20 protein-coding genes and 1 pseudogene are annotated in these 26,180 nt (G+C 48.8%); 10 read left to right on the forward strand and 11 right to left on the reverse strand.

The genetic code is table 11. The features are described from left to right. Positions 1–216: 216 nt before the first annotated feature. Complete coding sequence (locus ACL9RG_RS08930; protein WP_422792238.1) at positions 217–465, forward strand: hypothetical protein; 249 nt, start codon at positions 217–219, stop codon at positions 463–465. Positions 466–485: 20 nt separating this feature from the next. Continuing rightward, positions 486–2,084 carry an APC family permease gene (locus ACL9RG_RS08935; RefSeq protein WP_422792239.1) on the forward strand — a complete coding sequence of 533 codons (1,599 nt, stop codon included), beginning with the start codon at positions 486–488 and terminating at the stop codon, positions 2,082–2,084. Between the two features lie 64 nt (positions 2,085–2,148). Here the strand turns inward: ACL9RG_RS08935 and aaeB are convergent, their stop codons facing one another. From aaeB to aaeX, 3 genes are read right to left on the reverse strand one after another with little or no spacing between them, the layout of a single operon-like run. Then, positions 2,149–4,107: a p-hydroxybenzoic acid efflux pump subunit AaeB gene (gene aaeB, locus ACL9RG_RS08940; protein WP_422792240.1), complete on the reverse strand. Its 1,959-nt coding sequence runs from the start codon at positions 4,105–4,107 to the stop codon at positions 2,149–2,151. 9 nt (positions 4,108–4,116) lie between these two features. Then, positions 4,117–5,052, reverse strand: coding sequence for a p-hydroxybenzoic acid efflux pump subunit AaeA (gene aaeA / locus ACL9RG_RS08945; protein WP_422792241.1), 936 nt, complete (start codon positions 5,050–5,052; stop codon positions 4,117–4,119). 7 nt (positions 5,053–5,059) lie between these two features. Next, positions 5,060–5,263, reverse strand: a complete 204-nt coding sequence (gene aaeX, locus ACL9RG_RS08950) for a p-hydroxybenzoic acid efflux pump operon protein AaeX (protein WP_422792242.1) — start codon at positions 5,261–5,263, stop codon at positions 5,060–5,062. A gap of 279 nt (positions 5,264–5,542) precedes the next feature. On the opposite strand from aaeX, the gene aaeR reads away from it, so the two are divergent. After that, entirely contained in the window at positions 5,543–6,469 is a 927-nt protein-coding gene (gene aaeR / locus ACL9RG_RS08955) for an HTH-type transcriptional activator AaeR (protein WP_422792243.1), read from the forward strand. A gap of 385 nt (positions 6,470–6,854) precedes the next feature. Here aaeR and tldD read toward each other — a convergent pair whose 3' ends face one another. From tldD to csrD, 8 genes and pseudogenes are all read right to left on the reverse strand, one after another. Further along, complete coding sequence (gene tldD / locus ACL9RG_RS08960) at positions 6,855–8,300, reverse strand: metalloprotease TldD (protein WP_422792244.1); 1,446 nt, start codon at positions 8,298–8,300, stop codon at positions 6,855–6,857. Positions 8,301–8,461: 161 nt separating this feature from the next. Beyond that, positions 8,462–12,361, reverse strand: a complete 3,900-nt coding sequence (gene yhdP / locus ACL9RG_RS08965) for an AsmA2 domain-containing protein YhdP (protein ID WP_422792245.1) — start codon at positions 12,359–12,361, stop codon at positions 8,462–8,464. 170 nt (positions 12,362–12,531) lie between these two features. After that, positions 12,532–14,001, reverse strand: a complete 1,470-nt coding sequence (gene rng, locus ACL9RG_RS08970) for a ribonuclease G (protein WP_422792246.1) — start codon at positions 13,999–14,001, stop codon at positions 12,532–12,534. Further along, positions 13,991–14,585 (reverse strand): annotated as a pseudogene (locus ACL9RG_RS08975) (Maf family protein). Before ACL9RG_RS08975 ends, rng begins: the two are co-directional and overlap by 11 nt. 7 nt (positions 14,586–14,592) lie before the next feature. Beyond that, positions 14,593–15,081: a rod shape-determining protein MreD gene (gene mreD / locus ACL9RG_RS08980; RefSeq protein WP_422792247.1), complete on the reverse strand. Its 489-nt coding sequence runs from the start codon at positions 15,079–15,081 to the stop codon at positions 14,593–14,595. After that, complete coding sequence (mreC, locus tag ACL9RG_RS08985) at positions 15,078–16,169, reverse strand: rod shape-determining protein MreC (protein ID WP_422792248.1); 1,092 nt, start codon at positions 16,167–16,169, stop codon at positions 15,078–15,080. Before mreC ends, mreD begins: the two co-directional genes overlap by 4 nt. Before the next feature lie 234 nt (positions 16,170–16,403). Beyond that, positions 16,404–17,447 (reverse strand): rod shape-determining protein MreB, encoded by a 1,044-nt coding sequence (mreB, locus tag ACL9RG_RS08990; RefSeq protein ID WP_007891976.1) that lies wholly within the window; start codon positions 17,445–17,447, stop codon positions 16,404–16,406. Positions 17,448–17,748: 301 nt separating this feature from the next. Next, positions 17,749–19,710 (reverse strand): RNase E specificity factor CsrD, encoded by a 1,962-nt coding sequence (gene csrD / locus ACL9RG_RS08995; RefSeq protein WP_422792249.1) that lies wholly within the window; start codon positions 19,708–19,710, stop codon positions 17,749–17,751. A 469-nt stretch (positions 19,711–20,179) separates the two neighbouring features. Between csrD and msrP the strand changes: the two genes are divergently transcribed. The 7 genes from msrP to panF all read left to right on the forward strand — a co-directional run bounded on the left by msrP (position 20,180) and on the right by panF (position 26,179). Continuing rightward, a complete protein-coding gene (gene msrP, locus ACL9RG_RS09000; protein WP_422792250.1) occupies positions 20,180–21,181 on the forward strand; it encodes a protein-methionine-sulfoxide reductase catalytic subunit MsrP in 1,002 nt (333 codons plus the stop codon). Positions 21,182–21,261: 80 nt separating this feature from the next. Continuing rightward, on the forward strand, positions 21,262–21,864 hold the full coding sequence (gene msrQ, locus ACL9RG_RS09005; RefSeq protein ID WP_422792251.1) for a protein-methionine-sulfoxide reductase heme-binding subunit MsrQ: 603 nt from the start codon (positions 21,262–21,264) through the stop codon (positions 21,862–21,864). 250 nt (positions 21,865–22,114) lie between these two features. Further along, positions 22,115–22,567 (forward strand): type II 3-dehydroquinate dehydratase, encoded by a 453-nt coding sequence (aroQ, locus tag ACL9RG_RS09010; protein WP_422792252.1) that lies wholly within the window; start codon positions 22,115–22,117, stop codon positions 22,565–22,567. Positions 22,568–22,598: 31 nt separating this feature from the next. After that, positions 22,599–23,057: an acetyl-CoA carboxylase biotin carboxyl carrier protein gene (accB, locus tag ACL9RG_RS09015; protein WP_422792253.1), complete on the forward strand. Its 459-nt coding sequence runs from the start codon at positions 22,599–22,601 to the stop codon at positions 23,055–23,057. An 11-nt stretch (positions 23,058–23,068) separates the two neighbouring features. Then, complete coding sequence (gene accC / locus ACL9RG_RS09020) at positions 23,069–24,418, forward strand: acetyl-CoA carboxylase biotin carboxylase subunit (RefSeq protein ID WP_422792254.1); 1,350 nt, start codon at positions 23,069–23,071, stop codon at positions 24,416–24,418. Positions 24,419–24,489: 71 nt separating this feature from the next. Then, on the forward strand, positions 24,490–24,732 hold the full coding sequence (locus tag ACL9RG_RS09025; RefSeq protein WP_422792255.1) for a YhdT family protein: 243 nt from the start codon (positions 24,490–24,492) through the stop codon (positions 24,730–24,732). Next, on the forward strand, positions 24,722–26,179 hold the full coding sequence (gene panF / locus ACL9RG_RS09030) for a sodium/pantothenate symporter (RefSeq protein ID WP_422792256.1): 1,458 nt from the start codon (positions 24,722–24,724) through the stop codon (positions 26,177–26,179). The genes ACL9RG_RS09025 and panF overlap by 11 nt, the downstream gene beginning before the upstream one ends. Position 26,180 lies beyond the last annotated feature (1 nt).

Genomic DNA, 26,180 nt, shown 5'->3' on the forward strand with positions numbered 1-26,180 from the left:
CGTCAGATTTACGATTCATATATACCCAAAATAATTGGCATTGCCTCGAGGCCACAAGCGTCAATTTATACCTTATGTCAACCATGCCTGACAAAGTATAGCGCTTAACCCACAGCCTGATAGACCACATCCTTAGCGCAAGATGCTCATTAATTGCGCTAAGGTGATTTTTTCATGCTGCCATGTTCGCAATCACCCCGGTGACTTGCTGATTGAGTGCAACAGACTGCACACAATCAGGGCAAAAGTTTCACAGCCGTTGCGCATCCCGACCAACAAAAATTGCACTTACCACCGCTGGCCGCTCTCTTTGACACCTTGATATTGGTTGGCACGTTTCCTGCTAAGGACGTGTGTTATGCCAAAAAGGGTGATGCAAGTAATACGACGAAAAATAAACAGGACAGAGGCACAGGAAGATCGCCAACTATCAACAGAAAAATTTCTGATGATTTATCAAATTAATAAACCCTAAAGGGGATGCTATGGCGCAGGGTACATTGAAGAAAAAGCTTAATCTGCTGGATTTAACCCTACTTGGGGTAGGTTCGATGATTGGCTCAGGTTGGTTATATGCGGCATTAACCAGTTCAGGTTATGCAGGAGGATTAACTGGGTGGGGTTGGTTGCTAGGTGCCGTGATGGTTTTACTGCTGGGCTTGGTTTTTGCCGAGCTGGCAGCTGCCACACCGCGTGCTGGAGGGTGCGTTCGTTACCCACAGTATACTCACGGTAACGTCGTTGGTTTTATGATTGGCGTTTGCTCGCTACTGGCTTACACCAGTACCGCAGGGGTAGAAGTTGAAGCCGTGCGTCAATACGCCGTTTACTGGTGGCCAGCGCTGGGTAACGCTCACGGCACGCCAAGTACGCTGGGTTTTATCATGCAAGCTCTGCTGCTGTTTGGTTTCTTCCTACTCAACTACTGGAGCGTTAAATTCTTTGGTCGGATGAATACTATCATCACCACCTTTAAGTTTATTGTTCCGGTGATGGTGATTATCACCTTGTTCGGCTATTACCATGGTGCAAACCTTCAAGCGCCTGGTGCCGAACCCGGTGGCGTTCACGGCGTATTATCTTCACTGACCAGCGCCGGCATTGTCTTTGCTTATTTGGGCTTCCGTCAGGCGGTCGATTTCGCCAGTGAGGCCAAAAACCCGCAGCGTAATATTCCTATCGCTATTATGCTGGCGATTGCCATCAGCTTTGTGGTCTATATTTTGCTGCAATTTGCTTTCATGGGGGCCATTCCAAGCAACCTGTTAAGCGCCAATGGCTGGGTAGGATTAAAAACTATCTTCCAGTCACCTTATGCCGATCTGGCGCGCAGTCTGGGAATTACCTGGCTGATTAACTTGATCCTGATTGATGCCGTTATTTCTCCAGCAGGTACCGGTAATATCTATCTGGCAAGCGCCTCGCGCGTACTGTTTGCCTGGGCAAAAAATGGTCATCTTTACAGCATCTTTGCTAAAGTTGACCCACGCTCTGGCGTTCCACGCGGCGCGCTGTGGCTGTCGCTCATCCTGTCGATTGCCTGGACCTTACCTTCAGAATTCCAAGTATGGGGTGGATTGATTGGTGCGGTAACGTCAGCGACGATCTTCACTTATCTACCAGGGCCTATCAATGCCGCGGTAATGCGTTCACGCTTGCCGCATTTGCATCGCCCTTTCAAGCTGCCGCTATTTAGTGTGATTAGCCCACTGGCGTTTATTGCCAGTAGCCTGCTGGTTTATTGGAGTGGCTGGTCCGTTGATGAATTGCTGCTACCGATTCTCTTAGTTTCGTGGGCTGGCTTTATCTTATTTGCTAAAAAAGATAGTAACGCCGCGCGGGACGTGAAGAGCTCACTGTGGCTGGCAGTCTATTGTCTGGTGATGCTGGTATTGTCCTATCTTGGCAGCTTTGGTGGTATTAACGCCATTTCCAGCCCGATGGATATTATTTTAGTCGTTATCGTCACCCTGATTGCGTACTACTGGGGGGTGGCTTCAGGTCACAAAACGGTCGTGATTACCCGGGATGAAGATGAGTTTGAATACGAACCCGAAGTTGTAGTGAAAACACGTACTGCTTAACCCTCGTGAGTTAAAAAAGGCCGGTGCAATGTCTATTGCCCGGCCTTTTAGCAGAAGGGGAGGATTATTCCAAAAATGCTCGCTGATACTTACTCAGCAACTCAGTTAAATTTTTCACCGGTTCAATCACCTTATGTGGTGAGTCGTATTCCACCAATTTACGCTGATATTCATTCATCTCATCAAGTAAACGCTGGTAATAATAGGCGCGCTTTCCTTCACTGAGCGAAGAAACGACGTGATCGGCAGTATTACGGATCTTTTTATGAAAAACCGATAGCTCTTCAATCATCGGTACTTCAGCCATTTTCAAACGCTGATGCGCAATAATAAGCTGTAACGCCAGGCGATATTTACCGATATCGTTAGGGAACATCACCAGCAGTTGATTAAGCTGATGATATAACGCTGGCAGATGATTCTCACGGCGGCGGTAAGCTTTGGTGGTCAATGCAGAAACAGCGCTGCTGACAAAACGATTAAGCAAGGTTCGCCCCGTTTTATCCCGTGATTTATCACGAATCAGAGACAATACAATCAATGAGATACAGCAGCCGATGGCCTGCCCGATAACAGAATCGAAAAATGAGCTAACGTTAAAGGTCATCGGGTTCGTCAACACCAGAACATTGATAACGCCAGCCAGCAAGCCCATCACCCCCAGCCGCCGCTTCTGTACCTCAATGCCACAGATGAAGATAAACACGCCTAACGCGATAAACAACAGCAATAAGCTCTGCTGAGTAGCAGGCATAATCACCATAAAATATAGCGAGGCAACGGGAATGGCGGCAATCATGCCGATAATGAAATCCATCGCCATCATGCGCGGATTAGGCGTTCGCATCGCAAGCGAGGTAATGATCACCACCATTAATACCGCAACGCTACCTGACGTCCAGCCACTCCATAGCCAAAACAGAAAACCAATCAAACACGCAACGAAGGTACGCACTCCATTGATCATTGCATGATGCCGTTCGGCAGAACTGGGCTTAACTACCACCTCAGTGCTAAGTACATTATTTTCTATGCTGCTGATACTGCTATTGGTATGAATGCCTTTGAGCATCAATAGCGCCCGCGTAGCAGAACCAACCCACGCACTGATAGTGAGCAAGGCATCGTTGCCATGCGTATCTGCTAGCAGATGGCGCAGTTTTTTCATGCGCTGACGAACCTCTGGCAATGTTTCCGCCGGCTGTTCAAATAAGGCTTTCACTTCAGGAGGGATAGAATGCTTAGCGTTTTGCTCGATCAGAAAAGTTTCACAGGCTTGCGTGATCATACTCAGCGACAGAGTGTTGAGCGCTTTCATCCGTTTATTGACTCGCTGCCAGCGCGATGACTCCATCATCAGGTGCGTACGCATCCCGTTAAGTGCCGCGGTACTTTTCACCAAATGGTGCCAGGCCTTATCAATGACCTCCTTTTCCCCCTGATTGATACAAATCCGTATCAAGGCAAATTGATCGAGTAATAACTGACTGACCGCCCGATCCAAATCCCCTTTGATAGAACGCGGCGAAAAGAGCAAGTCGGCCACGATAGCGCAGCAAATACCCACGACAATCTCGCTACAGCGCTCAATGGCAAGCTGCGGCGCAGCCAAAGGTGTGCTGATTGCTGCGGTCACAATAATCAGTGCGGTATAACCGGATAGCCCTAATGCATAAGAGTTTTCGACTCTCACCAATGAAGACCACCACGTGCAAAATGCCGCCCACAAACAGCAAACCAGCAGTGTGACGACAGGAGCACGGACGGTGCTGGTAATAATAACGACGGCAGCGATACAACCAAGAAAAGTCCCGATAATGCGTAGGAACCCGCGATGGCGAATAGCACCAGCGAAAGGCTCGCCTCCGGCAACGAAGGCAGGCCCTGCGGCAACAATTGCGGCACTCATCGCCGACCAGCGGGGCGTCTCCAGCTGTAGGTAAAACCCCAGAGTCAATGCCCCGAGGATGGCGAAAATCAGCTTACACGCAAAACGCAAACGCACAAAAGTCGGGCCTATCATCTTAGCCCCTTAGCCAAACTCACGCAGGCGACGCAATAATTTAGTAAAGAACGGGTCGTTCTCACGCATACGATCTTCTTTACCGGTGATCACTATCGTGGCGGTAGTACCGGCCGGATAAGGGTGTTCTTCATCGATAGGGTCAAGTACGATTTTTACCGGCACACGTTGTGCCAGGCGAACCCATTCGAGGTTGCTGTCGATACTTGCCAGCCCATTGGCTGCCGATGTACTGCTGCTATTGCTTACAGCGGCGGCAATACTGTCCACCGTGCCATGCATCACATGATTGCTGCCAAGTGGAGTGATCTCAACGCGATCGCCCTTTTTCACCGAAGGCAGTTTGGTCTCTTCCAGGTAGGCCCAAATATAGAAGGTGTTTTTCTTCACCAAAGCCACCGAGGTCGCCCCGCGATTGATAAAATCACCAGGGTGCACGGTGAGGTTGGTCACCCAGCCATCAGCAGGCGCAGTAATCACCGTGCGTTGTAAATCTAATAGCGCAAGATCGCGAGCAGCCTGCGCTTTTGCTAGCTGGTGTACCGTGGTCTGCAGAGTATTGCTGGCCTGTTCGATCTCTTCTTGTGACATCGCCTGTACGCCGAGTTTAACGCGGCGGTTAGCCTCACGTTTCTTCTCTTCACTCAGTGCCTGGTAGTAAGCGACATCCGCATTGGCTTCATCCAGCGCCTGTTGGTAACGCGGCTTATCGATGGTGAAAAGCACCTGACCTTTTTTAACCAGTTGGTTATCGATTACCGGCACATCAGTCACCAGACCACTAACATCTGGCGCGATAGACACCACATCAGCGGTAAATTTAGCATCGCGCGTCCACGGAGATTCGGTATAGAACACCCAGGCTTTAAAAATCGCGATGACCGCTAACAAAACAACCAGTAGCGTTATTGCATAACGTATTATTTTTATATGTAGATTTTTCACGACACCCTCAAATAAAAAGGCAAGATATTAGGTAAAAGAGACAGCAGTAAAGTGCTGTATTAAATAACGCCGGGTGCCAGACAAAATCGTAAATTCCCGTCATAGTTAGGATTTTTCGTAAAAAGAAAAACACCACTAACGATAAGAGTATTTCAAAGAATACCGGGGGAAACGACAATCCGAAAATCACCATCACCGGAAGCAAACTCATGGATATTTCCTTAAATTTTCACTACAGAGGCAAAATCTGGAGTTTACAAAACACAATGCATTATATTCGGCAACAGGCCTCCTCACTCTAGGAAATCTATATCACTAGACGTGGAGAGCCGAGATTATAGGTGATATGCCGGGAAATTAAGCGAAGGTAAAATGCTAACTTACTATATGCTATCCACAACCGATTTCTGCCTGAGCGGGTATATTAGCCTGCTCATTATCAACTGATCAACATACTGCAATCTAAATCACTTTTAAGCCAGAGTTAACAATGGAACGATTAAAGCGCATGTCGATTTTCGCACAAGTGATCGAAAGTGGTTCTTATACCGCGGCCGCTCGCCGGCTCGACATGAGTGTTTCTGCCATAAGCCAGACCGTAACAAAACTTGAAAATGAGTTAAAAATCAAATTATTAAATAGAAGCACACGCAGTATTGGGCTCACTGAGGCGGGTAAAATTTACTACCAAGGCTGTCGTCGGATGCTGCAGGATGCGCATGAAGTACATGAACAGTTGTATGCCTTCAACAATACGCCAGCAGGCACATTGCGCATCGGCAGTTCATCAACAATGGCACAAAACGTTCTAGCCGCCATGACAACCAAGATGCTGACGGAATATCCCAGTCTGTCGGTGAATCTGGTTACCGGCATTCCGGCTCCAGACTTGATTGCTGATGGGTTGGATATGGTGATCCGGGCTGGCACACTGCAAGACTCTAGCCTTTTTTCAAAACGTCTTGGCGCAATGCCAATGTTAGTCTGCGCGGCCAAAAGCTATCTATCCCAGCACGGTACGCCAGAAAAACCGGCGGACGTGCTCAACTTCTCTTGGCTGGAATACAGCGTTCGTCCCGACAGTGAATTTGAGCTCGTATCACCAGAAGGGATCACCACCAAGATCCGACCACAGGGTCGCTTTGTCACCAATGATTCACAAACTATGATCCGCTGGCTAAAAGCCGGTGCCGGTATAGCTTACGTTCCGATCATGTGGATCATGGATGAGATCAATTCGGGCGAGGTGGAGATCCTGTTCAGCGATTACCAGTACGTCCCGCGCCCGGTGTACGCGCTGTACACCGAGAAGGATAAGCTGCCGCTCAAAGTGCAAGTCTGTCTCAACTATCTAACGGATTACTTCAACGAAGTGAATAATACCTATCAGTTGTACCGGCAAGCTCATGGGAACTAAATGATTTTAGTCAGCTTGATAACCCAGTTATCGTCTCGTTATAAGAAGACCAATGATGCCAGCGCCGCGCAGGTTCAGTCGCTTATTAATAAACAGGTATATATCAGCGTAGCCGAACGCGACCGGCAAGGGTTTTCAGGCGAAACCCTTGCATCCCCGCCCCTCGCTTAGCTTATCGGGTCGCTGCGCGACTACCCGCGTTCACTACTTTGGCTGGACGGGTCGGCTGAGACGGACATCCCTGTCCGGCTCAACCTAAAGTTGCCCTCCCTGGCAACTTTCCCCTAACCTGCATTCGTTCGCTTGGCCGACAAGATGCGCGATTGAAGGTCAACAGCTCAATAACCAATAACCAAGAGCCAGGTCAGACGTTATTTTGGCTAAATTACGCCGTCCCGCCAACGGTCAGGCTATCTAGTTTCAGCGTTGGCTGGCCCACGCCAACGGGGACGCTTTGGCCCTCTTTGCCGCAAACGCCCACGCCTTTGTCTAGCGCCAGGTCATTACCAACCATCGAGATTTGCTGCATCGCTTCAATACCGGAGCCAATCAAGGTTGCGCCTTTCACCGGTTTGGTGATGCGCCCTTTCTCAATCAGGTAAGCTTCTGAGGTGGAGAATACGAATTTCCCGGAAGTGATATCTACCTGACCACCGCCGAAGTTTGGTGCATATAATCCATACTCAACGCTGCTGATAATCTCTTCTGGCGTTGATTTACCACCTAACATATAGGTGTTAGTCATGCGCGGCATCGGCAGGTGCGCGTAAGATTCGCGGCGACCGTTACCGGTTGGCGCTAATCCCATCAAGCGGGCGTTTAGTTTATCCTGAATAAAACCTTTCAATATGCCGTTTTCAATCAGCACGTTGTATTGGCCAGGTACACCTTCATCGTCGATGGCCAGCGAACCGCGAAGACCAGGTAACGTGCCATCATCAACTACCGTGCACAGCTCAGAAGATACCAGCTGGCCCACTTGTCCGCTGAAAATAGAGGTGCCGCGGCGGTTAAAATCACCTTCCAAACCATGCCCAACCGCTTCATGCAGCAATACACCTGGCCAGCCAGCGCCCAGTACAACCGGCATCGCGCCAGCAGGGGCTGCGACCGCAGACAGATTAAGCAGCGCCATACGCACAGCGTCACGGGCGAAATTATCCGCGCGAACTTCACCGTTTTCATTTTCGAGGAAGAAATCGTAACCGTAACGTCCGCCACCGCCGCTGGAACCACGCTCACGACGACCATCTTCTTCCACCAGTACACTGACTGACAGACGGACCAAAGGACGAATATCGGCTGCCAACGTACCGTCAGTTGCCGCGACCAATACCGACTCGTACACACCGGTAATACTGGCACTGACTTCCTGCACTCGCTTGTCAGCAGCACGCGCGACTCTATCTACCCGGTGCAATAAGTCGATTTTCTCTTCACGCGACAGGCTTTGTAGCGGATCGAGTACCGGATAAAGCGCCTGATAACCAATTTCACCCAGCGTACGGGTTTTACCATCGCCTTGCTCGCGCACAATGCTGCGTGCTGCGGTGGCACTTTGTTGTAGCGCATTCAGGGTAATCTGGTCAGCATAAGCGAAACCGGTTTTTTCACCGCTGATGGCACGTACGCCAACGCCTTGGTCGATGTTATAGGAGCCGTTTTTGATTATGCTATCTTCAATTACCCAGGATTCGTTGAAACTGGATTGAAAATAGAGATCTGCATAGTCGAGACGACGCTCAGTCAACTGACCTAGTACCGAAAACAGATCTTGATGACTCAGATTATTAGCAGTTAGTAACCGCTCACTGACTAAGGCCAGACTCATAATATCTTCACTCTTTATAAGATGGATTTCCCCGACGGTTAACCCTCGGGTCACTCAATGCTTGTGGCTATTGCCGCCAGACTATCACAGCCAACACGCTGACACCCAGCGCAGTAATGCCGCACTAATTTGAGATTGCGTGAGCGTGATGCCACATCAACTTAATGCGCGGGAGCAGGCTGCGTTTTATGCTCATTTTTGTTGTCGTTTTTCGACTGGCGCAAAATTTCATGCACGTTTGGTTGCTCAATGCTACCGTCAATTTGATAACGAATAAGCGAGATTTTAGTCCACAGCGGCCCTAATACTTTCGTCGCAGCAAACACTGCCGCACCAACAATCGGATTAATTGCAAAGGCAGTCGCTACGCCAACCGTTGCTGAAATTTCCGGGGTGATCACCGCTTCCATATTCAGTCGACGATTAACCAAATCGACACTGCCGTTCATCGCAATATCTGCCGCTAAACCGTCAACGAACAAATCGTCGGTATGTAATACGCCATCTTTAACCCACGCAGTGGATTTAATCGAATCGTAATAGAAACCTTGACCAAAGGTATCACGGAAATCGAGCTGTAATTTACGTAACAACGCATCGAAGCTCACTAAACGCAACAGTTGACCTGCACGACCACCGCCCATGTCACTGATTTCCCCTTTGCCAAGCTGGCTTTTCAGCACGCCATTAAGAGTCTTAACATCAGGTTTCCACGGCGTATCTTTCCAATGGAAATCAAAATCGAACGAGAAAGGCGAGTCTTTCAGGGGTGTTGTCACCCCAAAAAACGACGCCGCTTGTGCAATGTTGCCGCCGCTAAGCTTGCCTTTGATCCCGGTGCTATTGCCTTGACCGCTCTGTTTCCAATCGCCATCAATCACTAATTTAGCTTTGCCGGTATCCACCAGGCCATTGCGCAGCAGTAAATTATCACCCTGCGGCGTCACATCGCCTTCAACACGGCGGAAATTCTGACCGAAGAACCAGCAGGATTCACAGCGAATGTTCAATGCAGGCCAGTTGGCAAAAGAAATCTTATTTGCAAACGGGTTGCGCCCTGATGGACTTGCCGCTGCATTGTCAGTGCTACTGCTCCATTGCGGATTAAAGTAGAGATAGTGCAAGGTAGCCAGCCACGGACCATTGTCATTCATATCCAGCGTGCCGTTTATCTCTTTCCCTTTCGCACTGATCGACAAACCTTTATCGGTTTGAATGGCTTGCAGCATCAGTTGATTCCAGGCCTGCCCGCCAATACTCAAACGTGGCGTGGTTAAGGTCATTTGATGCGGGAAGCCAAACCCAACGGCATGATTATTTTCTTTTTTGCTCTCTTTACGGCTCTTTTTCACACCTTCAGACAGCAATGTCTTATCAGGAGACAGCGTTTTGTCTGGGGACAGCAGTGCCAGCCAGTTTTCACCGTCTAAGGCTGGAAGCGCTAGCGTCATGCTGCTGGTAGCAGGCAGAGCCGGCGTTTTTGAGGTTTCTGCCTGCCAGGCTGCACGATCCAACGTCAGAGTCTTGCCCAGCAGCCAGCGGCTATTGAAGCGGTTCTTGCCCGCCAGAACACCACTCAGTGTGAAGCTATGCAAATCGCCATCGGCCTTAATATTAAGCGGCAATGAACGCCCCGCCTTTTTATCTAAAGGCTCAGGTAAGTGACTACTTACATTCTTAAGATCAGCGTCTACTGATACTTTATAATTTGGCGTTCCCTTATGCGGCAATGAGATATCAACATTACCAGTCCAGCTCGTATCACCACTCAATTTTTCAGCCGCAGCGGGTGGCACACCCGGCAGTTTTCCAGGTTGCCAATTGCCATTTAGACCAACCTGAATAGTATAATTATCAGGGAGTTCCGTCGTTTTAAATTGAATATTTAGCGATTGTCCCAGCCAATTAGCCGTCATCTGATTACTTTGCAGATTGCCATTATCGAAGCTGAATTGCCCATTGAGGTGCTCAATTTGGCTTTCCAGCGGCTTAATGAACAAGCTGTTATCGTTAAGTGCCACTTCACCACTGGCTTTAACTTGTTCGCCATCCAGTGGTATATCAAGATGTAAGCGACCACTAACATTATTACCAATTTGTAATTCCTGCAGCGCACCGCCAAGCGTGTCATGCAACGGCGTTTGCATAAAGTAATCGCCAATGGCTTTCCCTGCCCCCTGAATATCAGCATCAATAAGCAGCTTCTCTTTCGAGTAGTCAGGAATATTCGCGACGACATTGTTACCATCCGCCTCACCCAACTTGATATGAGGCGCTTTCATAAATAAACCATCGTTGAGGAAATCGAGGTCTATATCCAGATTGGTGAGCGCTGGCCATGTTGGTTCGAACTGGAAGGTCGAGTGACGCAATGGCACCCACACTTCAAACTGTCCTTCGTTATGCAGGAAAGGAAAATCATGCGGATTACCATTAAAGGTCAACGTCGCGTTGTCTACCTGCCCAGCTTGAATAGACGAGCTCAGATAATCGACCAGATGTTTCCCCATAAAGTGTTCAGGGAAGTAACGCCATGATTGGCCAGCATCGTATAAACGGATACCCGATAAAATATTCAACCATGGCTGACCGTTGGCGGGATGCTGGTAAGTAAAATCGCCATGCGCCCACAGCGCCTTAGCTCGTACATCAATGCCTTTAGCCCACAGCGACCAGCCATCCTGATTGTTACTCCAATCAAAGGTGCCACTGGCCTGACTCACCTCAAGTGGCGCACGGAACATGCCTTCATAAGGCAATTGGCTATCTTGCAGACCAATCGTCAAGCGTCCGCGAGGTACGCTGCCGCTAAGCGTACCGCTAAAATGATTTACCCCCGGCAATAATTGCCATTGGTTCCAGCTTACATCGTGCCAGCTGCTATCAAAACGCGTCCGTTCGGGCTGTTGCAGCGGAATGTCCAACGCCAATTTATCGATAGTGCCGCGCGGCTGTAGATCATGCCAACGCTCTAGCAATGCTGGCGTCAGGTATGAAATTGTCGGGATCAGTGGCCCGATACGTTCTAACTGAATGTTATGCCCACGCAGGCGCAATTCTTCTTGGCTCGATGGCCCGAGGAACTGTTTATTTTCCGGCAAATAAAGTGCACTTAATGATCCCTGTGGCCAGGCTATACCATCAGTTTTAAGATTAAGCTGTGGAATATCAATTTGATAACCACTATCTTGTCGTTTACCGTGCAAGGTCAGATCATCAACATCTAAACGGTGTTGCGCATCGCCAATTGCCCAGGTCGCCGCGCCTTGTTTAATCTGCATATCACCAGAAAACACTTCGCCATCGCGTAATGTCAGCCAGGCAGCCAGACTAAAATCAGCACTTTCGAGTCCAGTATTGCTGCGCAGTAAACGACTAAACCAAGGTTTCATATCAATATCATCGGCTTGCAGGTAAATTTTGCCGTTATTGAGTAAACCATTGGTGTCATTCAAATCCATACGGATCTGCACAACGCCGTGCTGGCCATTAAAGCTCGACAGACCAAGCTGGCCTTCTGCCCGATGGCGATTAGGAGAGTTCAACCAAGTGAGCTGAGGAATATCAAATTCGGCGCGAGGGCCGGAGGGCGTAAGAAAAGTAATGCGGCTGTTACGCAGATCGAAATGGTCGACCTGCTTTAAAAAGATATCGCTAATACGGTTGGCTTGGATACCTTGGCCTTTCTTAGAGCCATCACCCAGATCCGAATTCAGATCCAGTTGCAGGTTATAAAACGTGAGATCACGAAACTGCCAGCGCATATGTAGCAATGACTGCCAGATATCTAGCGCTAGCGTCACGCGTTCAACTTTCCAGGCAGCTTCCGGCATGGAAACGGCTATATTTTTGACTTCAAGCGTCGGACCAAAGGTTTGCCAGCCGCCATCGATTTGTTCAACGCTGATTGGTACACCGGTAGCCGATTGCAACTGTGCAACAATTTGCGTTTGAAAACGGTTCAATTGAGGCAACGCCAGACGTAAGCCACTGACCAACAACGCAACAATAACCACGATTGTCGCGAAACTGATTAATAGTATCCCAGGCAGTCGCCTCACACCTCTCTCCTTGTATTCCATTCTACGCGCTAAACGCGTCAGCGCAGACCGCAATGGAAACGCCGAATTTCGTTTAAATTACCTGCACGGCAGGACAAAGGCTAATGGACAACGAGATAGAACCACAAAGTCTTTAGCTAAACGCCATAACGATCTTACATTATACGCAATTACATCATGACAACGTCGAACTGCTCTTGGCTATAAAGCGGCTCAATTTGCACTTTAACCTGTTTTCCAACGAATATTTCGACTTCTGCCAGCGCATGAGACTCTTCACTTTTCAGTGCCTCTCCTACCGCTACAGACGCATAAACCAAGAAACGATCGGTATCATAAGCATGATGTACCCGCACGATTTCTCGTAAAATCTCATAACAAACCGTTTCGACACTTTTTACCGTGCCACGTGCGTGACAAGTTGGACAATCAACACATAGAACATGTTCCACACTTTCACGCGTTCTTTTGCGAGTCATCTCTACCAAGCCCAACGCAGAGAAACCATGAATCCCGGTTTTTACTCGATCTTTCGATAGTGCGACTTCTAATGAGTGCAGCACACGACGGCGATGCTCTTCATTAGCCATATCAATAAAATCAATAATGATAATACCGCCAAGGTTGCGCAAACGCAGTTGACGAGCAATCGCCTGTGTGGCTTCGGTATTGGTATTAAAAATGGTTTCTTCAAGGTTACGATGACCAACAAACGCCCCAGTATTGATATCAATCGTGGTCATGGCTTCGGTTTGGTCGATGATCAAATAACCGCCAGATTTCAGCTCAACTTTACGTTCCAGTGCCCGCTGAATTTCGTTTTCGACATCATAGAGATCAAAAATCGGCTGCTTACCGCTGTAATGCTCAAGCTTAGCGGTCATCTCAGGAATATATTCGCCGGTAAACTCCACCAGAGATTCATACGTTTGGCGAGAATCGACGCGGATTCGATCCAGCGATTCGCCAGCAAAGTCGCGCAAAATACGGTGCGCTAGCGCGAGCTCACCGTAAAGCTTACATTTAGTTTTATTGCGACGCTTGCGTTCCATAACTTTGGTCCACAAACGTTTAAGAAAAGCCGCATCCTGAGATAACTCTTCTTCGCCAATGCCTTCTGCAGCAGTGCGAATAATATAGCCCCCGTGCTCATCACAATAAGCAGCGACCGTCTTTTTCAGACGCTCACGCTCGGCTTCGCTTTCGATACGTTGCGATACGCCTACATGCGATGCGCCAGGCATAAACACCAGATAACGGGAAGGCAGAGTAATATCTGTGGTGAGTCGCGCGCCCTTTGTACCCAGAGGATCTTTAACCACCTGAACCATTAAGTCCTGGCCTTGGTGTACTAACTCGACGATATCGCGAACATTAAAGTTTTTTTGCTCATCGCGGGCAACGCATTCGGTATGTGGCATGATATCGGAGGCATGTAAAAATGCGGCTTTATCCAAGCCAATATCAACAAAGGCGGCCTGCATTCCGGGCAACACACGGCTAACGCGGCCTTTGTAGATGTTTCCTGCTATACCGCGCTTAGCTTCACGTTCAATGTGGATCTCTTGCAAAATACCGCCGTCGATATAAGCCACTCGGGTTTCTGACGGGGTGACATTCACTAATAACTCAGCTGTCATGTAGGTTCCTTATTATCGCGCAATGCCACAAAACTACGAAACAGCTCTTGGGTTTCTACCAACGGTAGCCCAACGACTGCGTAGTAACTGCCGCAAATCTCCCGGACAAAACATCCACCTTTGCCTTGAATCCCATAGGCTCCGGCTTTATCCATCGGCTCACCGCTAGAAATATAATGTTGAATATCATCGGTTGATAACAACCGAAACGTTACATCGGTCACCACCAACGAACTAAGATGGTGCTGGCGGTCAGCAAAACAAATCGCCGTCATCACCTGATGCTGCTGCCCAGAAAGCGCTGACAACATCTCGGCAGCCTGCTGAGTATCTTGCGGTTTTTCCAGCACTCGGCCATCTAATACCACTATAGTATCTGCGCCGAGTACCGGTAAATTTTCTGGCGCAACGTTCACACCTGCCTGCGCTTTATCTCTCGCTAATCGCTGTACATATTCAGCGGGCGTTTCGCTCTCCTGGCGTTGTTCTTCAACATCAGTCACCAGCCGTTCAAAAGGAATATCCAATAGAGCGAGTAACTCACGGCGACGAGGAGAGGCGGAGGCAAGATAAAGTTGGGTCATGGTTTTCTCATTGAACGGCAAACTGACGGCGGATTTTACGCATGAGCAAAAATAGCCACGGCCACAGTACGCCGTCTACCAGACTGCTCCAAAATATTTGTGGGCGGAACGAAACATTGATCACGATAAATTCTGCCCAGAAGACAATGAAATTCACTGCCATCGAAATCAGCATGACGATCAACGCCTGTTGCCACAGCGCCATATTACGAAATAGTTGGAATTTAAAAGCGACCAGATAAGCGGTAATAGCAAACGCCAACGCACGTACACCAAGCGTTGAGCCTAGCACCAGATCCATGAAGAAACCGGCAGAAAAACCGGTACCTACATTAACCCGATGCGGTAATGCCATTACCCAATAAATTAAGATCAGCATTAGCCAAGATGGCCGGAACATATACAACTGTTCCGGCCAAGGCATTATCTGTAACAACATGGCTATCAAGAATGATAGCCAGATTATCCAGCGCCCGTGGCTGCGATAGCCATTCATTGTGTCCCTCCCGAGGAAGGTTCTGAGGACACCGTTGAACGAGACTCTGGTTTCCTTGCTGTATGTTTGCGTACCGGTTTTTCAGTCTTCGGTTTAGCAGCAGGGTCCGTTGCAACTGGCGTAGTTACCGTGCCGGTTGCCGGAGCAGGAATGGGTGCCGGAGGTCCCATATCGCCAGGAGGCGGCAAAACCTGCGGCATCATTTGGCTCAAACGCTCATTGGCAACGCGATGCACATCTTCTGGCGACATAGGTTTGTCACCATTACGATCGGAACCCCACAGTAGCAGCAGGTAACGTAAACGCTGCAAACCGGCCGTCGGGCGTGCCTGAATTACCGTATAGGCTCGTTGGTTGTCCACTTTTACAGAGGAAACAACGGCAACCGGATAACCCTCAGGGAAGCGTCCTCCCAAACCCGAGGTGACTAATACATCACCAACACGAATATCAGTATTTGCTGGCAGATGTTCTAATTGCAAATCATCAGAACAACCGCTGCCTGCTGCAATAACACGGATATCATTACGTAATACTTGAATCGGAATGGCATGAGATGCATCGCAAATCAGCAAGACTCGGCTGGTAATAGCGCCGACAGCAACAACCTGGCCGACCACACCTTTATCACTGATCACTGGCTGACCAACGAACACGCCGTTGTTGCTGCCTTTATCAATGACAACTTGATCGCTGTAGGGGTCGTTGCTGGTGGAAAGTACCTGTGCCACCATTTTGTGCTCGTCTTGACGCAATGGCGAACCCAGCAGTTCACGCAGACGGGCATTCTCTTGTTTAAATTGTCCCAGCAATTGCAGATCGCTGTTTTTTAGCATCAATTCTTGACGCAAAGCGCGATTCTCAAGCTCAAGCTGTTGGCGTGATGCAAAAGTATTGGAAATATTATCCAAAAACTCACGCGGGGCATTAGACAAGAAATAGAAAGGGCTAACGGCAGTATCCATATAACTACGGATCTTAACGAATGCACCTACTTTAATATCGGCAAATATCAGGACAATGGCTGTGAGAATAGCCAAAAAAAGTCGCAGTTGCAGAGAAGGGCCTCTGCTAAAAATAGGCTTCATAAAATATGCGAGTTCCTCGGCAACAGAAGGTTTCCGCCAATCAATAGAGAAAGACTCACCCGAGAGGCAAAGCAGCAAATGATAAAGATCGCGCAGCTGTCTGAATCATCACTTATCCAAGACATTCATTATCAAGGATAGCAATTATTCAGACAGTGCTCGACATATCTAGGTATGTCACTGCGGCCGTTAAACGAGCAGCTTTACCAGACGGGTCTTACCTTCCACGGCAGATCATTCTTCGCTAAATAGATCGCCGCCGTGCATGTCAATCATCTCTAGCGCTTTACCACCGCCGCGAGCTACGCAGGTCAATGGATCTTCTGCAACGACAACAGGGATACCCGTTTCTTCCATCAGAAGACGGTCAAGGTTACGCAACAGCGCACCACCACCGGTCAATACCATGCCGCGCTCAGAGATATCAGAGGCTAACTCTGGAGGACATTGCTCCAGCGCAACCATAACTGCGCTGACGATACCCGTTAAAGGCTCTTGCAAAGCTTCCAGAATCTCATTGGAGTTCAGGGTAAAGCCACGTGGCACGCCTTCTGCCAGGTTACGACCACGTACTTCAATTTCGTGGACTTCGTCACCAGGGTAAGCGGAACCAATGCCGTGCTTAATACGCTCAGCCGTTGCTTCACCAATCAGAGAACCGTAGTTACGGCGTACATAGTTGATAATCGCTTCGTCGAAACGGTCACCACCGATACGCACAGAAGAGGAGTAAACCACGCCATTAAGCGAGATCACGGCGACTTCAGTCGTACCACCACCAATATCCACCACCATAGAACCTGTGGCTTCAGAAACCGGTAAACCTGCACCGATAGCAGCGGCCATTGGCTCTTCAATCAGGAAAACTTCACGTGCACCAGCACCTTGTGCTGACTCACGGATAGCACGACGCTCAACCTGCGTCGCACCAACAGGCACACAAACCAGTACGCGTGGACTTGGACGCATAAAGCTGTTGCTATGAACCTGTTTGATAAAGTGCTGCAGCATTTTTTCGGTAACGAAGAAGTCAGCGATAACGCCATCTTTCATCGGACGAATGGCTGCGATGTTGCCAGGAGTACGACCCAGCATCTGTTTTGCATCGTGGCCAACAGCCGCAACGCTTTTAGGTGAACCAGCGCGATCCTGACGAATAGCCACAACTGATGGCTCATTCAACACGATACCTTGTCCTTTTACATAAATAAGGGTATTGGCAGTACCCAAGTCGATGGACAGGTCGTTGGAAAACATGCCGCGAAATTTCTTAAACATAACGAAAGGATAATCCTGCTAGCTGGGGGCGGAAAATAAAATCCGCCTACTTTACCAACCACACGAAGTAGCGACAAGGCGCAAAAACGTTCTACTTCGGTGAAAATTGTCAGCGATGTCCGCTGCCTTACTTGATGATTTAATACACCGCATAATAAATCTGAATCTAAGAAACAGCTTAAAGATTGCAGGAACAAGCAAAAGCACAAACACCGCACATAAATTCTTACACTTTACCTAAGGTTTCCAAAGGATCGACCTGATAAAAACGGTCGCTAGGTAACGAGTGGGCCATTCTACGTTAATTTTCTGCGTTTCGATCAGTTAAAACTTCAAGGTTATGTGAATATTTTTTACCGGGTGGTTCAACAACTACCGGCTCGGCAAATAAAACCCCCTGACCGCCGTGAATTCCCTTTTCCAACAGGATTAACCATTCATCCATTGTGCGAACACCCGAGGCGTAAACCTTGGCAGATGTTCCCTGGCATGCGCTAAGTAAACTTTGCACAAACAACTGATTTTCAATTCGTTTATCAATATCACGTACTAACCCAGGGTGCAGTTTTACGCGCTCCACAGGAAATACCTTGAGATAGGATGTACTGACAACCGTTAATCCAGCTTGTGATACAGCCAGTCGGCAGCCTAATCCTTGCAATAATCGAATAGCAGGACGCAATCTATCGATGTGTTGACAAAGATCTGCCTCTGCAAGTTCAATTAGCATTCGCCTTCTTTGCTTTTTCTCGCACTGTAACAATGTATCGCGTAACCAGCGGATAAAAGTGCGTTGCAATAATGAATCAACCGTAAGGTGAAATGCCAGCGTCTCGTCCGGCCAGCGGTTCAGTAAAGGAATTATCTGACTAAGCATACGTCGGTCATAACTTTGCGACATGCCGAACTGCACAACAAGAGGCATAAATTCTGCGGCCAGCAATTCCTGTTCGCCGTCGAAGATCCGTCGCTGAACTTCACGGTGGTCCAGTTGGCCCGCTTTATCCATCGCTGGCTTCTGATATAACCTTGGCCCGCCACGCGCCAATGTATTTTCTAACAGCGTGCGCCATTTGACGCTGCCGCGCCCTTTTTCTGGCACTTTATTGTCATAAATTGACCAGCTATTACTGCCTTGGAACGACGCATTGCGTGTCGCCTGTTCCGCAGAATCCATCACCTGATCTAATGTTTGTCCTGCACGATAAGCACTAATACCGATATAAAGCAGCGCTTCACGATCGATGATCCGCGAGACAGGCAACGCATCAAGCGCATTAACCAATTGCGCGGCCATGATTTCTGCTTCTTTTAGCGTGCGGTGTGGTAACAGCACGGCAAAATCGCTATTGAAATAACGCGCTAGTAGCGCAGAAGAGAAACGCATCACAAAGGTAGAAAGCAAATTCACCATCGCCGACATTAATGCATGCACCTGCTCGCGGTCGTGCATTTCTCGCAACGTGTCGAAATCTGGCAGACGAATCAGCATCACAATACCGTGTGCGCCCTCTTCCTCTAATTCTGTCGTCAGTTGGTTATCAAAAAATAGCCGATTGCTCAGGCCAGTTTTGGCATCTTGTTGCGCAAAAGCTCGAATCAATGTGTCGACACGGCTGCGCTGCTCACGAGCCTGGCTCAAGTCCAATAACAACTGATCGATAGCGGCACTGGCACTTGAAGGCCATTCCGCCACATCATGCGTTGGTAAATGATCGCGCTCACCGCGTAAGATCCTCACCGATTTGGCTTCGAGTTTTTCTAGCCCCGATGTTTGAGATCTCAGCCAGCGAAAGCTGCATAACACCAGCACGATAACCAGCAACACCAGCCCACCGATCGTGAGTGCGGAAAGCGGGGAATACATATAGTCAGCAACTGGATCGGCATAGACCAACCGTACATGCATTGACGGATGTTCTAATAAAGGAAGAGTCACCTCTTTTAAATCCAGCGTACTATTTTCTAACGTGAAGCTATCATTGAGCGGCAAGCTGTGTTGGTAAATAGCAGACTGCTCGTCGAGCAAATTAAGCTCAACAATACCCAATGTTCCCATCACTTGGGGCAGCCAGTTATCAAGCATCGCAGGAGATTGAACCAGCAGACTCTGGTCAAGACTGGTGACTAAAACCCGCATATGTTGATCCGAGTTTTTATCCGTCTGATAGGCAAAACTAAAAATTGAGCCGAGCAATATCGCGAATATTGCCAGCGCAACTAGCATGGATATCAGTGCAAACAATCTGGTAGTAAATCGCATCCCTGTGCCTTACTGAACTTTGATGAATTGAATGCAAGTTGCAACTGACTACGTGCAACGGCTCCACCTTGTAACCTGGGTAGTATAAAACATCTCCGCCTGTAAAGTGGTAAGACTTTTCTTGGTAAACCGTAGAAAGAGGCAACTATATCTGCGAGTAAACAAAAAAAATTTCTGTATTAACATGGTATTAATTAGCTAATTAAAAAACAAAACGTAGCAGAAAGCGGAGATTTTTATGCGAGAAAAAGCGCTATTACACTGCCTTCATCACCAGCGAGGGCGATAAGTTTGTGTTTATGACAAAATATTACCTACAATCCTCTTACTGCAACATCTGTAAAATTTCGTATTTTCATGCTCCTCCCTCTCGCCAAATACTCATTTTAACGCCATGCTTCATTCATCCCGTCATCGATTGATAGTTGATGAATAGAAAAAATAGCCGTCATTCCTATGGAGTGTCCTTATGAGCAAACCACGCGTACTTACCGAAGCCGACGTCACCCCCGAACATATTTTTAACGATAGGCGCAAAGTTTTGCAGGCACTTGGACTTAGCGCGGCAGCGCTCGCGATCCCTGCTACGTCTCAAGCCGATGTTCTCTCGTGGTTCAAAGGCAATGACCGGCCGAAAGCACCGGCGGGAAAACCACTGACATTTACCAAACCTGCCGACTATCAAAGTAATCTGCCACTCACACCAGAAGATAAAGTCACCGGCTATAACAACTTTTATGAATTTGGTTTAGATAAAGCCGATCCTGCGGCAAATGCCGGGCAGTTGCCACTGACCGATTGGAAAGTGGTCATTGATGGCGAAGTGGGCAAACCTATCACGCTGGATATGGACGATATCCTCAAACGTTTCCCGCTAGAACAACGCATTTACCGCATGCGTTGTGTTGAAGCCTGGTCAATGGTTATCCCGTGGGTTGGTTTTCCACTCAGCAGCCTCCTGAAGCTCGTGGAACCGACCAGTAACGCGCGTTTTGTTGCTTTCCAAACCTTGTATGACCCAGAGCATATGCCGGGCCAGAAAGACCGTTTTATCGGCGGCGGGCTAGATTATCCTTATGTAGAAGGATTGCGTATGGATGAAGCAATGAACCCGCTCGCGTTCATGTCAGTCGGGGTTTACGGTAAAGCGATGCCGCCGCAAAATGGCGCGCCAATACGTCTAACCATTCCATGGAAATACGGCTTTAAAGGCATTAAATCGATAGTGAACATTAAGTTGGTCAAGGAGCAACCGCCAACAACCTGGAATCAAATCGCCGCTAACGAGTACGGCTTCTATGCCAACGTCAACCCGCACGTTGACCACCCGCGCTGGTCGCAAGCTACAGAACGCTTTATCGGTTCAGGCGGCATTCTTGATGTGAAACGCCAACCGACCCTGCTCTACAACGGCTATGCTAAAGAAGTCGCACACCTTTATCGCGGCTTGGATTTACGAGTTAACTATTGATTTACCGGTTAACCATTGATTTTAAAATACAATAAATGATTTACCCCACAGTAAAGTTGAGAGAAACGGGAACAACGACGATGCGACGCCTTAGTGCAAAACAGATAATCTGGCTGAAGGTGGTGATACATCTCGCCGCATTTGTACCTTTACTGTGGATTTTCATCTCAATCAATCAAGGGTGGTTCAGCGCCGATCCTTCGAAAGATATCCAGCATTTTACCGGGCGAATGACGTTAAAACTGCTGCTGGCAACATTACTCATCACGCCCGTTGCCCGCTATGGCAAACAACCATTATTGATTCGGGTGCGTCGTTTGGTCGGATTATGGTGTTTTGCGTGGGGAACACTGCATTTATTAAGCTACTCCTTCCTGGAGTTGGGTATAAGTAACTTAGCCTTATTGGGCAGCGAACTTATTTCCCGCCCTTATCTCACCTTAGGCATTATTAGTTGGATAATCTTATTAGTACTAGCCTGTACTTCGACATTATGGTCGCAGCGCAAATTAGGTAAAGGGTGGCAAAGATTGCACAACGGTATCTATATTGTCGCTATCCTGGCGCCAATTCACTATCTATGGTCAGTGAAAATCTTGTCGCCTCAGCCAATGCTCTATGCGCTAATTGCCGCGATCTTGTTGGCATTACGCTATAAGAAAGTGCGCCAATGGTGGCGATAACGCCGCCATCTTCCCTAGATTGTGGTGTATTTACCCCCTCAAAATGTTCTTTCATTTACCCTCAGTTGCAAACTGAGGGTTGATTATCTTCGCTGATAAGACCAGTATTTAGCTGCGAATTGCCACGATATCATTATAATGCACGACATAACTCCCATCGGCAGACTAATTTGACGCGAAATAGGTGACAAATCGGTGACGTCGAGGTATTTTCTACAATCTTTGTCTAATTGCCGGAGATAGGCTCACAATGACGCATAAGTTTGACATTTTGCTTCTTAACGGCCCGAACCTAAATTTACTCGGGACCCGTGAGCCAGAAACCTATGGCAGTACCACGCTTAACGATATCGTTAAAGGTTTGGAACAGCAGGCCGCCGCAGCGAATGTTGCGTTGAGCCACCTGCAATCTAACGCAGAGCACCTCCTGATTGACCGGATTCATCAGGCACGGGGAAATACGGACTTTATCTTGATAAACCCTGCAGCCTTTACCCATACCAGCGTGGCGTTACGTGATGCATTGCTGGCAGTACAGATTCCGTTTATCGAAATCCATCTGTCAAATGTGCATGCTCGCGAGACATTTAGGCATCATTCTTATCTATCCGATATCGCAGTGGGCGTCATCTGCGGCCTTGGTGCAGATGGCTACCATTTTGCTTTACAGGCAGCGGTTAACCGCTTGTCAAAATCCATTTAATAACTTCGAAACAAGAGTGCGGAATCACACCATGGATATTCGTAAAATTAAGAAACTGATCGAACTGGTTGAAGAATCAGGTATTTCTGAACTGGAAATTTCTGAAGGTGAAGAGTCCGTTCGTATCAGCCGTGCAGCACCTGTCGCCGCTTACCCGGTCATGCAGCAATACGCAGCACCAGCTCCACAACCAGCTCTGGCACAAGCCGTTGCACCAGCAGCCCCAGCGGCTGAAGCAGCGCCTGCAGCTATCAGCGGACATGTTGTTCTTTCGCCAATGGTTGGGACGTTCTACCGTACCCCAAGCCCAGACGCGAAAGCCTTCGTTGAAGTTGGCCAAAGAGTTAACGTTGGCGACACTCTGTGCATCGTTGAAGCAATGAAAATGATGAACCAAATCGAAGCCGACAAAGCTGGTGTGGTTAAAGCCATTCTGGTTGAAAGCGGCCAACCGGTTGAATTCGACGAGCCACTGGTCGTCATCGAATAACGAGGCGAACCATGCTAGATAAAATTGTTATCGCTAACCGCGGTGAGATTGCCCTACGTATTTTGCGTGCCTGTAAAGAATTAGGCATCAAAACCGTTGCTGTGCACTCGACCGCTGACCGCGATCTGAAACACGTGCTGCTGGCGGACGAAACCGTCTGTATCGGCCCGGCACCTTCAGTAAAAAGTTACCTGAACATTCCTGCGCTGATCTCTGCGGCAGAAATCACCGGTGCGGTGGCTATCCACCCTGGTTACGGTTTCCTGTCCGAGAACGCCGACTTTGCTGAGCAAGTTGAGCGCTCTGGCTTTATCTTCATCGGCCCGAAAGCCGACACTATTCGTCTGATGGGCGATAAAGTGTCTGCGATTAGCGCGATGAAAAAAGCAGGCGTACCTTGCGTACCTGGTTCTGATGGCCCGCTGGGCGATGACATGGATAAAAACCGTGCCTTCGGTAAGCGCATCGGTTATCCGGTTATCATCAAAGCCTCTGGCGGCGGCGGCGGTCGCGGTATGCGCGTCGTGCGTAGCGAAAAAGATCTTGAGCAGTCCATTAACATGACTCGTGCAGAAGCCAAAGCGGCTTTCAACAACGACATGGTTTACATGGAAAAATACCTGGAAAACCCACGTCACGTGGAAATCCAGGTATTGGCTGACGGTCAAGGTAACGCTATCTATCTGGCAGAACGCGATTGCTCTATGCAACGTCGTCACCAGAAAGTGGTTGAAGAAGCTCCAGCACCAGGTATCACTGCAGAAATGCGTCGTTATATCGGTGAACGCTGTTCAAAAGCTTGTGTAGATATCGGCTACCGTGGTGCAGGTACTTTTGAGTTCCTGTATGAAAACGGCGAGTTCTACTTCATCGAGATGAACACCCGTATCCAGGTTGAACATCCGGTTACCGAGATGATCACCGGCGTCGATTTGATCAAAGAGCAACTGCGCATTGCCGCAGGCCAGCCTTTGTCGATCAAACAAGACGAAGTACGTATTCAAGGCCATGCCGTTGAATGTCGTATTAACGCCGAAGATCCGAACACCTTCCTGCCAAGCCCGGGTAAAATCACCCGTTTCCACGCGCCTGGCGGCTTTGGTGTACGTTGGGAATCTCATATTTACGCAGGCTACACTGTGCCTCCGTATTATGATTCCATGATCGGTAAACTGATCACTTACGGTGAGAACCGTGATGTGGCAATTTCCCGCATGAAAAACGCCTTGGCAGAACTGATCATCGATGGCATCAAAACCAACGTTGACCTGCAAATGCGCATCATGAGCGACGAGAACTTCCAGCACGGTGGAACCAACATCCACTATCTGGAGAAGAAACTCGGTCTGCAGGAAAAATAATCGAGTAAACCCAAGGTTTAACTCTACTAAGGCCGGATATTCCGGCCTTTTTTCATTTATAGGAGCCTGGAATGGACAAACGATTCCTGCAAGCCAATCGGGAAGCACGCTGGGCCTTTGGCCTGACGGTCGCTTACCTGTTAGCTTGGTCGTCAGCCGCCTACCTACTTGATGATAAACAAGGGATTACTGGCCTGCCACACTGGTTTGAAATGGCCTGCCTGTTGGTGCCATTGCTGTTTGTATTACTCAGTTGGGTTATGGTTCGCGTGGTATTCCGCGATATTTCATTGGAGAACAACGGTGAAGATTGAAATATTACTGCCGCTGATCGCCTATCTGCTGTTGGTCTTCGGCCTGTCGGTTTACGCCTATTCCAAACGTCAGGAAGGTAGCTTTCTAACTGAATATTTTCTTGGCAATCGCTCAATGGGCGGATTTGTCCTTGCCATGACGCTGACCGCTACCTATATCAGCGCCAGTTCATTTATCGGTGGGCCGGGAGCCGCCTATAAATATGGGTTAGGCTGGGTGCTGCTGGCGATGATCCAACTGCCCGCGGTGTGGCTATCGCTTGGCGTATTAGGCAAAAAATTTGCCATTCTGGCGCGCCGTTATAATGCGGTGACGCTCAATGACATGCTTTATGGCCGTTATCAGAGCCGCCTTTTAGTGTGGCTGGCAAGCTTTAGTCTGCTGGTCGCTTTCCTCGGTGCCATGACCGTGCAATTTATTGGCGGCGCACGACTGTTAGAAACGGCGGCGGGTATCCCTTACGACACTGGCCTGATGATTTTCGGTGTCAGTATCGCCCTCTATACCGCCTTTGGTGGCTTTCGCGCCAGCGTGCTCAATGATGCCATGCAAGGGTTGGTGATGTTGCTGGGTACCATTTTACTGGTCGTGGCAGTGATCCACGCGGCCGGTGGATTACACAGTGCGGTCGATAAACTGCAACATATCGATCCTAAGCTTGTCTCCGTACATGGCGGTGATGACATTCTCTCCGCACCGTTTATGGCATCATTCTGGATCTTAGTGTGCTTTGGGGTGATTGGTTTGCCGCACACCGCGGTACGCTGCATCTCTTATCGTGACAGCAAGGCGGTGCATCGTGGTATTGTGCTCGGTACGCTTGTGGTTGCCGTGCTGATGTTTGGTATGCATTTGTCTGGCGCACTTGGCCGGGCGATCCTGCCCGATCTCAAAGTACCGGATCAGGTGATCCCGACGCTCATGATCGCCGTATTACCGCCACTGGCTGCCGGGATCTTTCTGGCTGCACCGATGGCGGCGATCATGTCGACTATCAACGCACAACTGTTGCAATCGTCGGCAACGATCGTCAAAGATCTCTACTTAGGGATCCGCCCTAATCAAATGACCAATGAGAAGCGCCTTAAACGCTTTTCTAGCCTGGCAACGCTGGTATTGGGTCTTTTGGTCGTTTTCGCAGCCTGGCGGCCGCCAGAGATGATTATCTGGCTAAATTTACTGGCCTTCGGCGGCCTGGAAGCGGTCTTCCTTTGGCCTCTAGTGCTTGGCCTGTATTGGGAACGCGCGAATGCCACTGGCGCACTCTGCTCAATGATTGTCGGCGCGGTATGCTATACCCTATTAGCCAGCATCAATCTGCATATCGCCGGTTTGCACCCTATTGTGCCATCACTGCTGTTGAGCCTGGTGGCGTTTTATTTGGGCAATAAGTGTCATCGGACGCCACAGGTGAAACCTGTCATTACTGCGCAGGACACCCAATAAC

This window comes from Rouxiella sp. Mn2063 (genome assembly GCF_049319665.1).
In the GTDB taxonomy this organism is placed as follows: Bacteria; Pseudomonadota; Gammaproteobacteria; order Enterobacterales; family Enterobacteriaceae; genus JBMOUD01.

Bases quoted from the DNA above. Each gene is read 5' to 3' on its own strand.
- ACL9RG_RS08935 (WP_422792239.1), top strand. From the start codon at position 486: ATGGCGCAGGGTACATTGAAGAAAAAGCTTAATCTGCTGGATTTAACC.
- aaeB (WP_422792240.1), bottom strand. From the start codon at position 4,107: ATGATAGGCCCGACTTTTGTGCGTTTGCGTTTTGCGTGTAAGCTGATT.
- aaeX (WP_422792242.1), bottom strand. From the start codon at position 5,263: ATGAGTTTGCTTCCGGTGATGGTGATTTTCGGATTGTCGTTTCCCCCG.
- aaeR (WP_422792243.1), top strand. From the start codon at position 5,543: ATGGAACGATTAAAGCGCATGTCGATTTTCGCACAAGTGATCGAAAGT.
- tldD (WP_422792244.1), bottom strand. From the start codon at position 8,300: ATGAGTCTGGCCTTAGTCAGTGAGCGGTTACTAACTGCTAATAATCTG.
- rng (WP_422792246.1), bottom strand. From the start codon at position 14,001: ATGACAGCTGAGTTATTAGTGAATGTCACCCCGTCAGAAACCCGAGTG.
- mreD (WP_422792247.1), bottom strand. From the start codon at position 15,081: ATGAATGGCTATCGCAGCCACGGGCGCTGGATAATCTGGCTATCATTC.
- mreC (WP_422792248.1), bottom strand. From the start codon at position 16,169: ATGAAGCCTATTTTTAGCAGAGGCCCTTCTCTGCAACTGCGACTTTTT.
- mreB (WP_007891976.1), bottom strand. From the start codon at position 17,447: ATGTTTAAGAAATTTCGCGGCATGTTTTCCAACGACCTGTCCATCGAC.
- csrD (WP_422792249.1), bottom strand. From the start codon at position 19,710: ATGCGATTTACTACCAGATTGTTTGCACTGATATCCATGCTAGTTGCG.
- msrP (WP_422792250.1), top strand. From the start codon at position 20,180: ATGAGCAAACCACGCGTACTTACCGAAGCCGACGTCACCCCCGAACAT.
- msrQ (WP_422792251.1), top strand. From the start codon at position 21,262: ATGCGACGCCTTAGTGCAAAACAGATAATCTGGCTGAAGGTGGTGATA.
- aroQ (WP_422792252.1), top strand. From the start codon at position 22,115: ATGACGCATAAGTTTGACATTTTGCTTCTTAACGGCCCGAACCTAAAT.
- accB (WP_422792253.1), top strand. From the start codon at position 22,599: ATGGATATTCGTAAAATTAAGAAACTGATCGAACTGGTTGAAGAATCA.
- accC (WP_422792254.1), top strand. From the start codon at position 23,069: ATGCTAGATAAAATTGTTATCGCTAACCGCGGTGAGATTGCCCTACGT.
- ACL9RG_RS09025 (WP_422792255.1), top strand. From the start codon at position 24,490: ATGGACAAACGATTCCTGCAAGCCAATCGGGAAGCACGCTGGGCCTTT.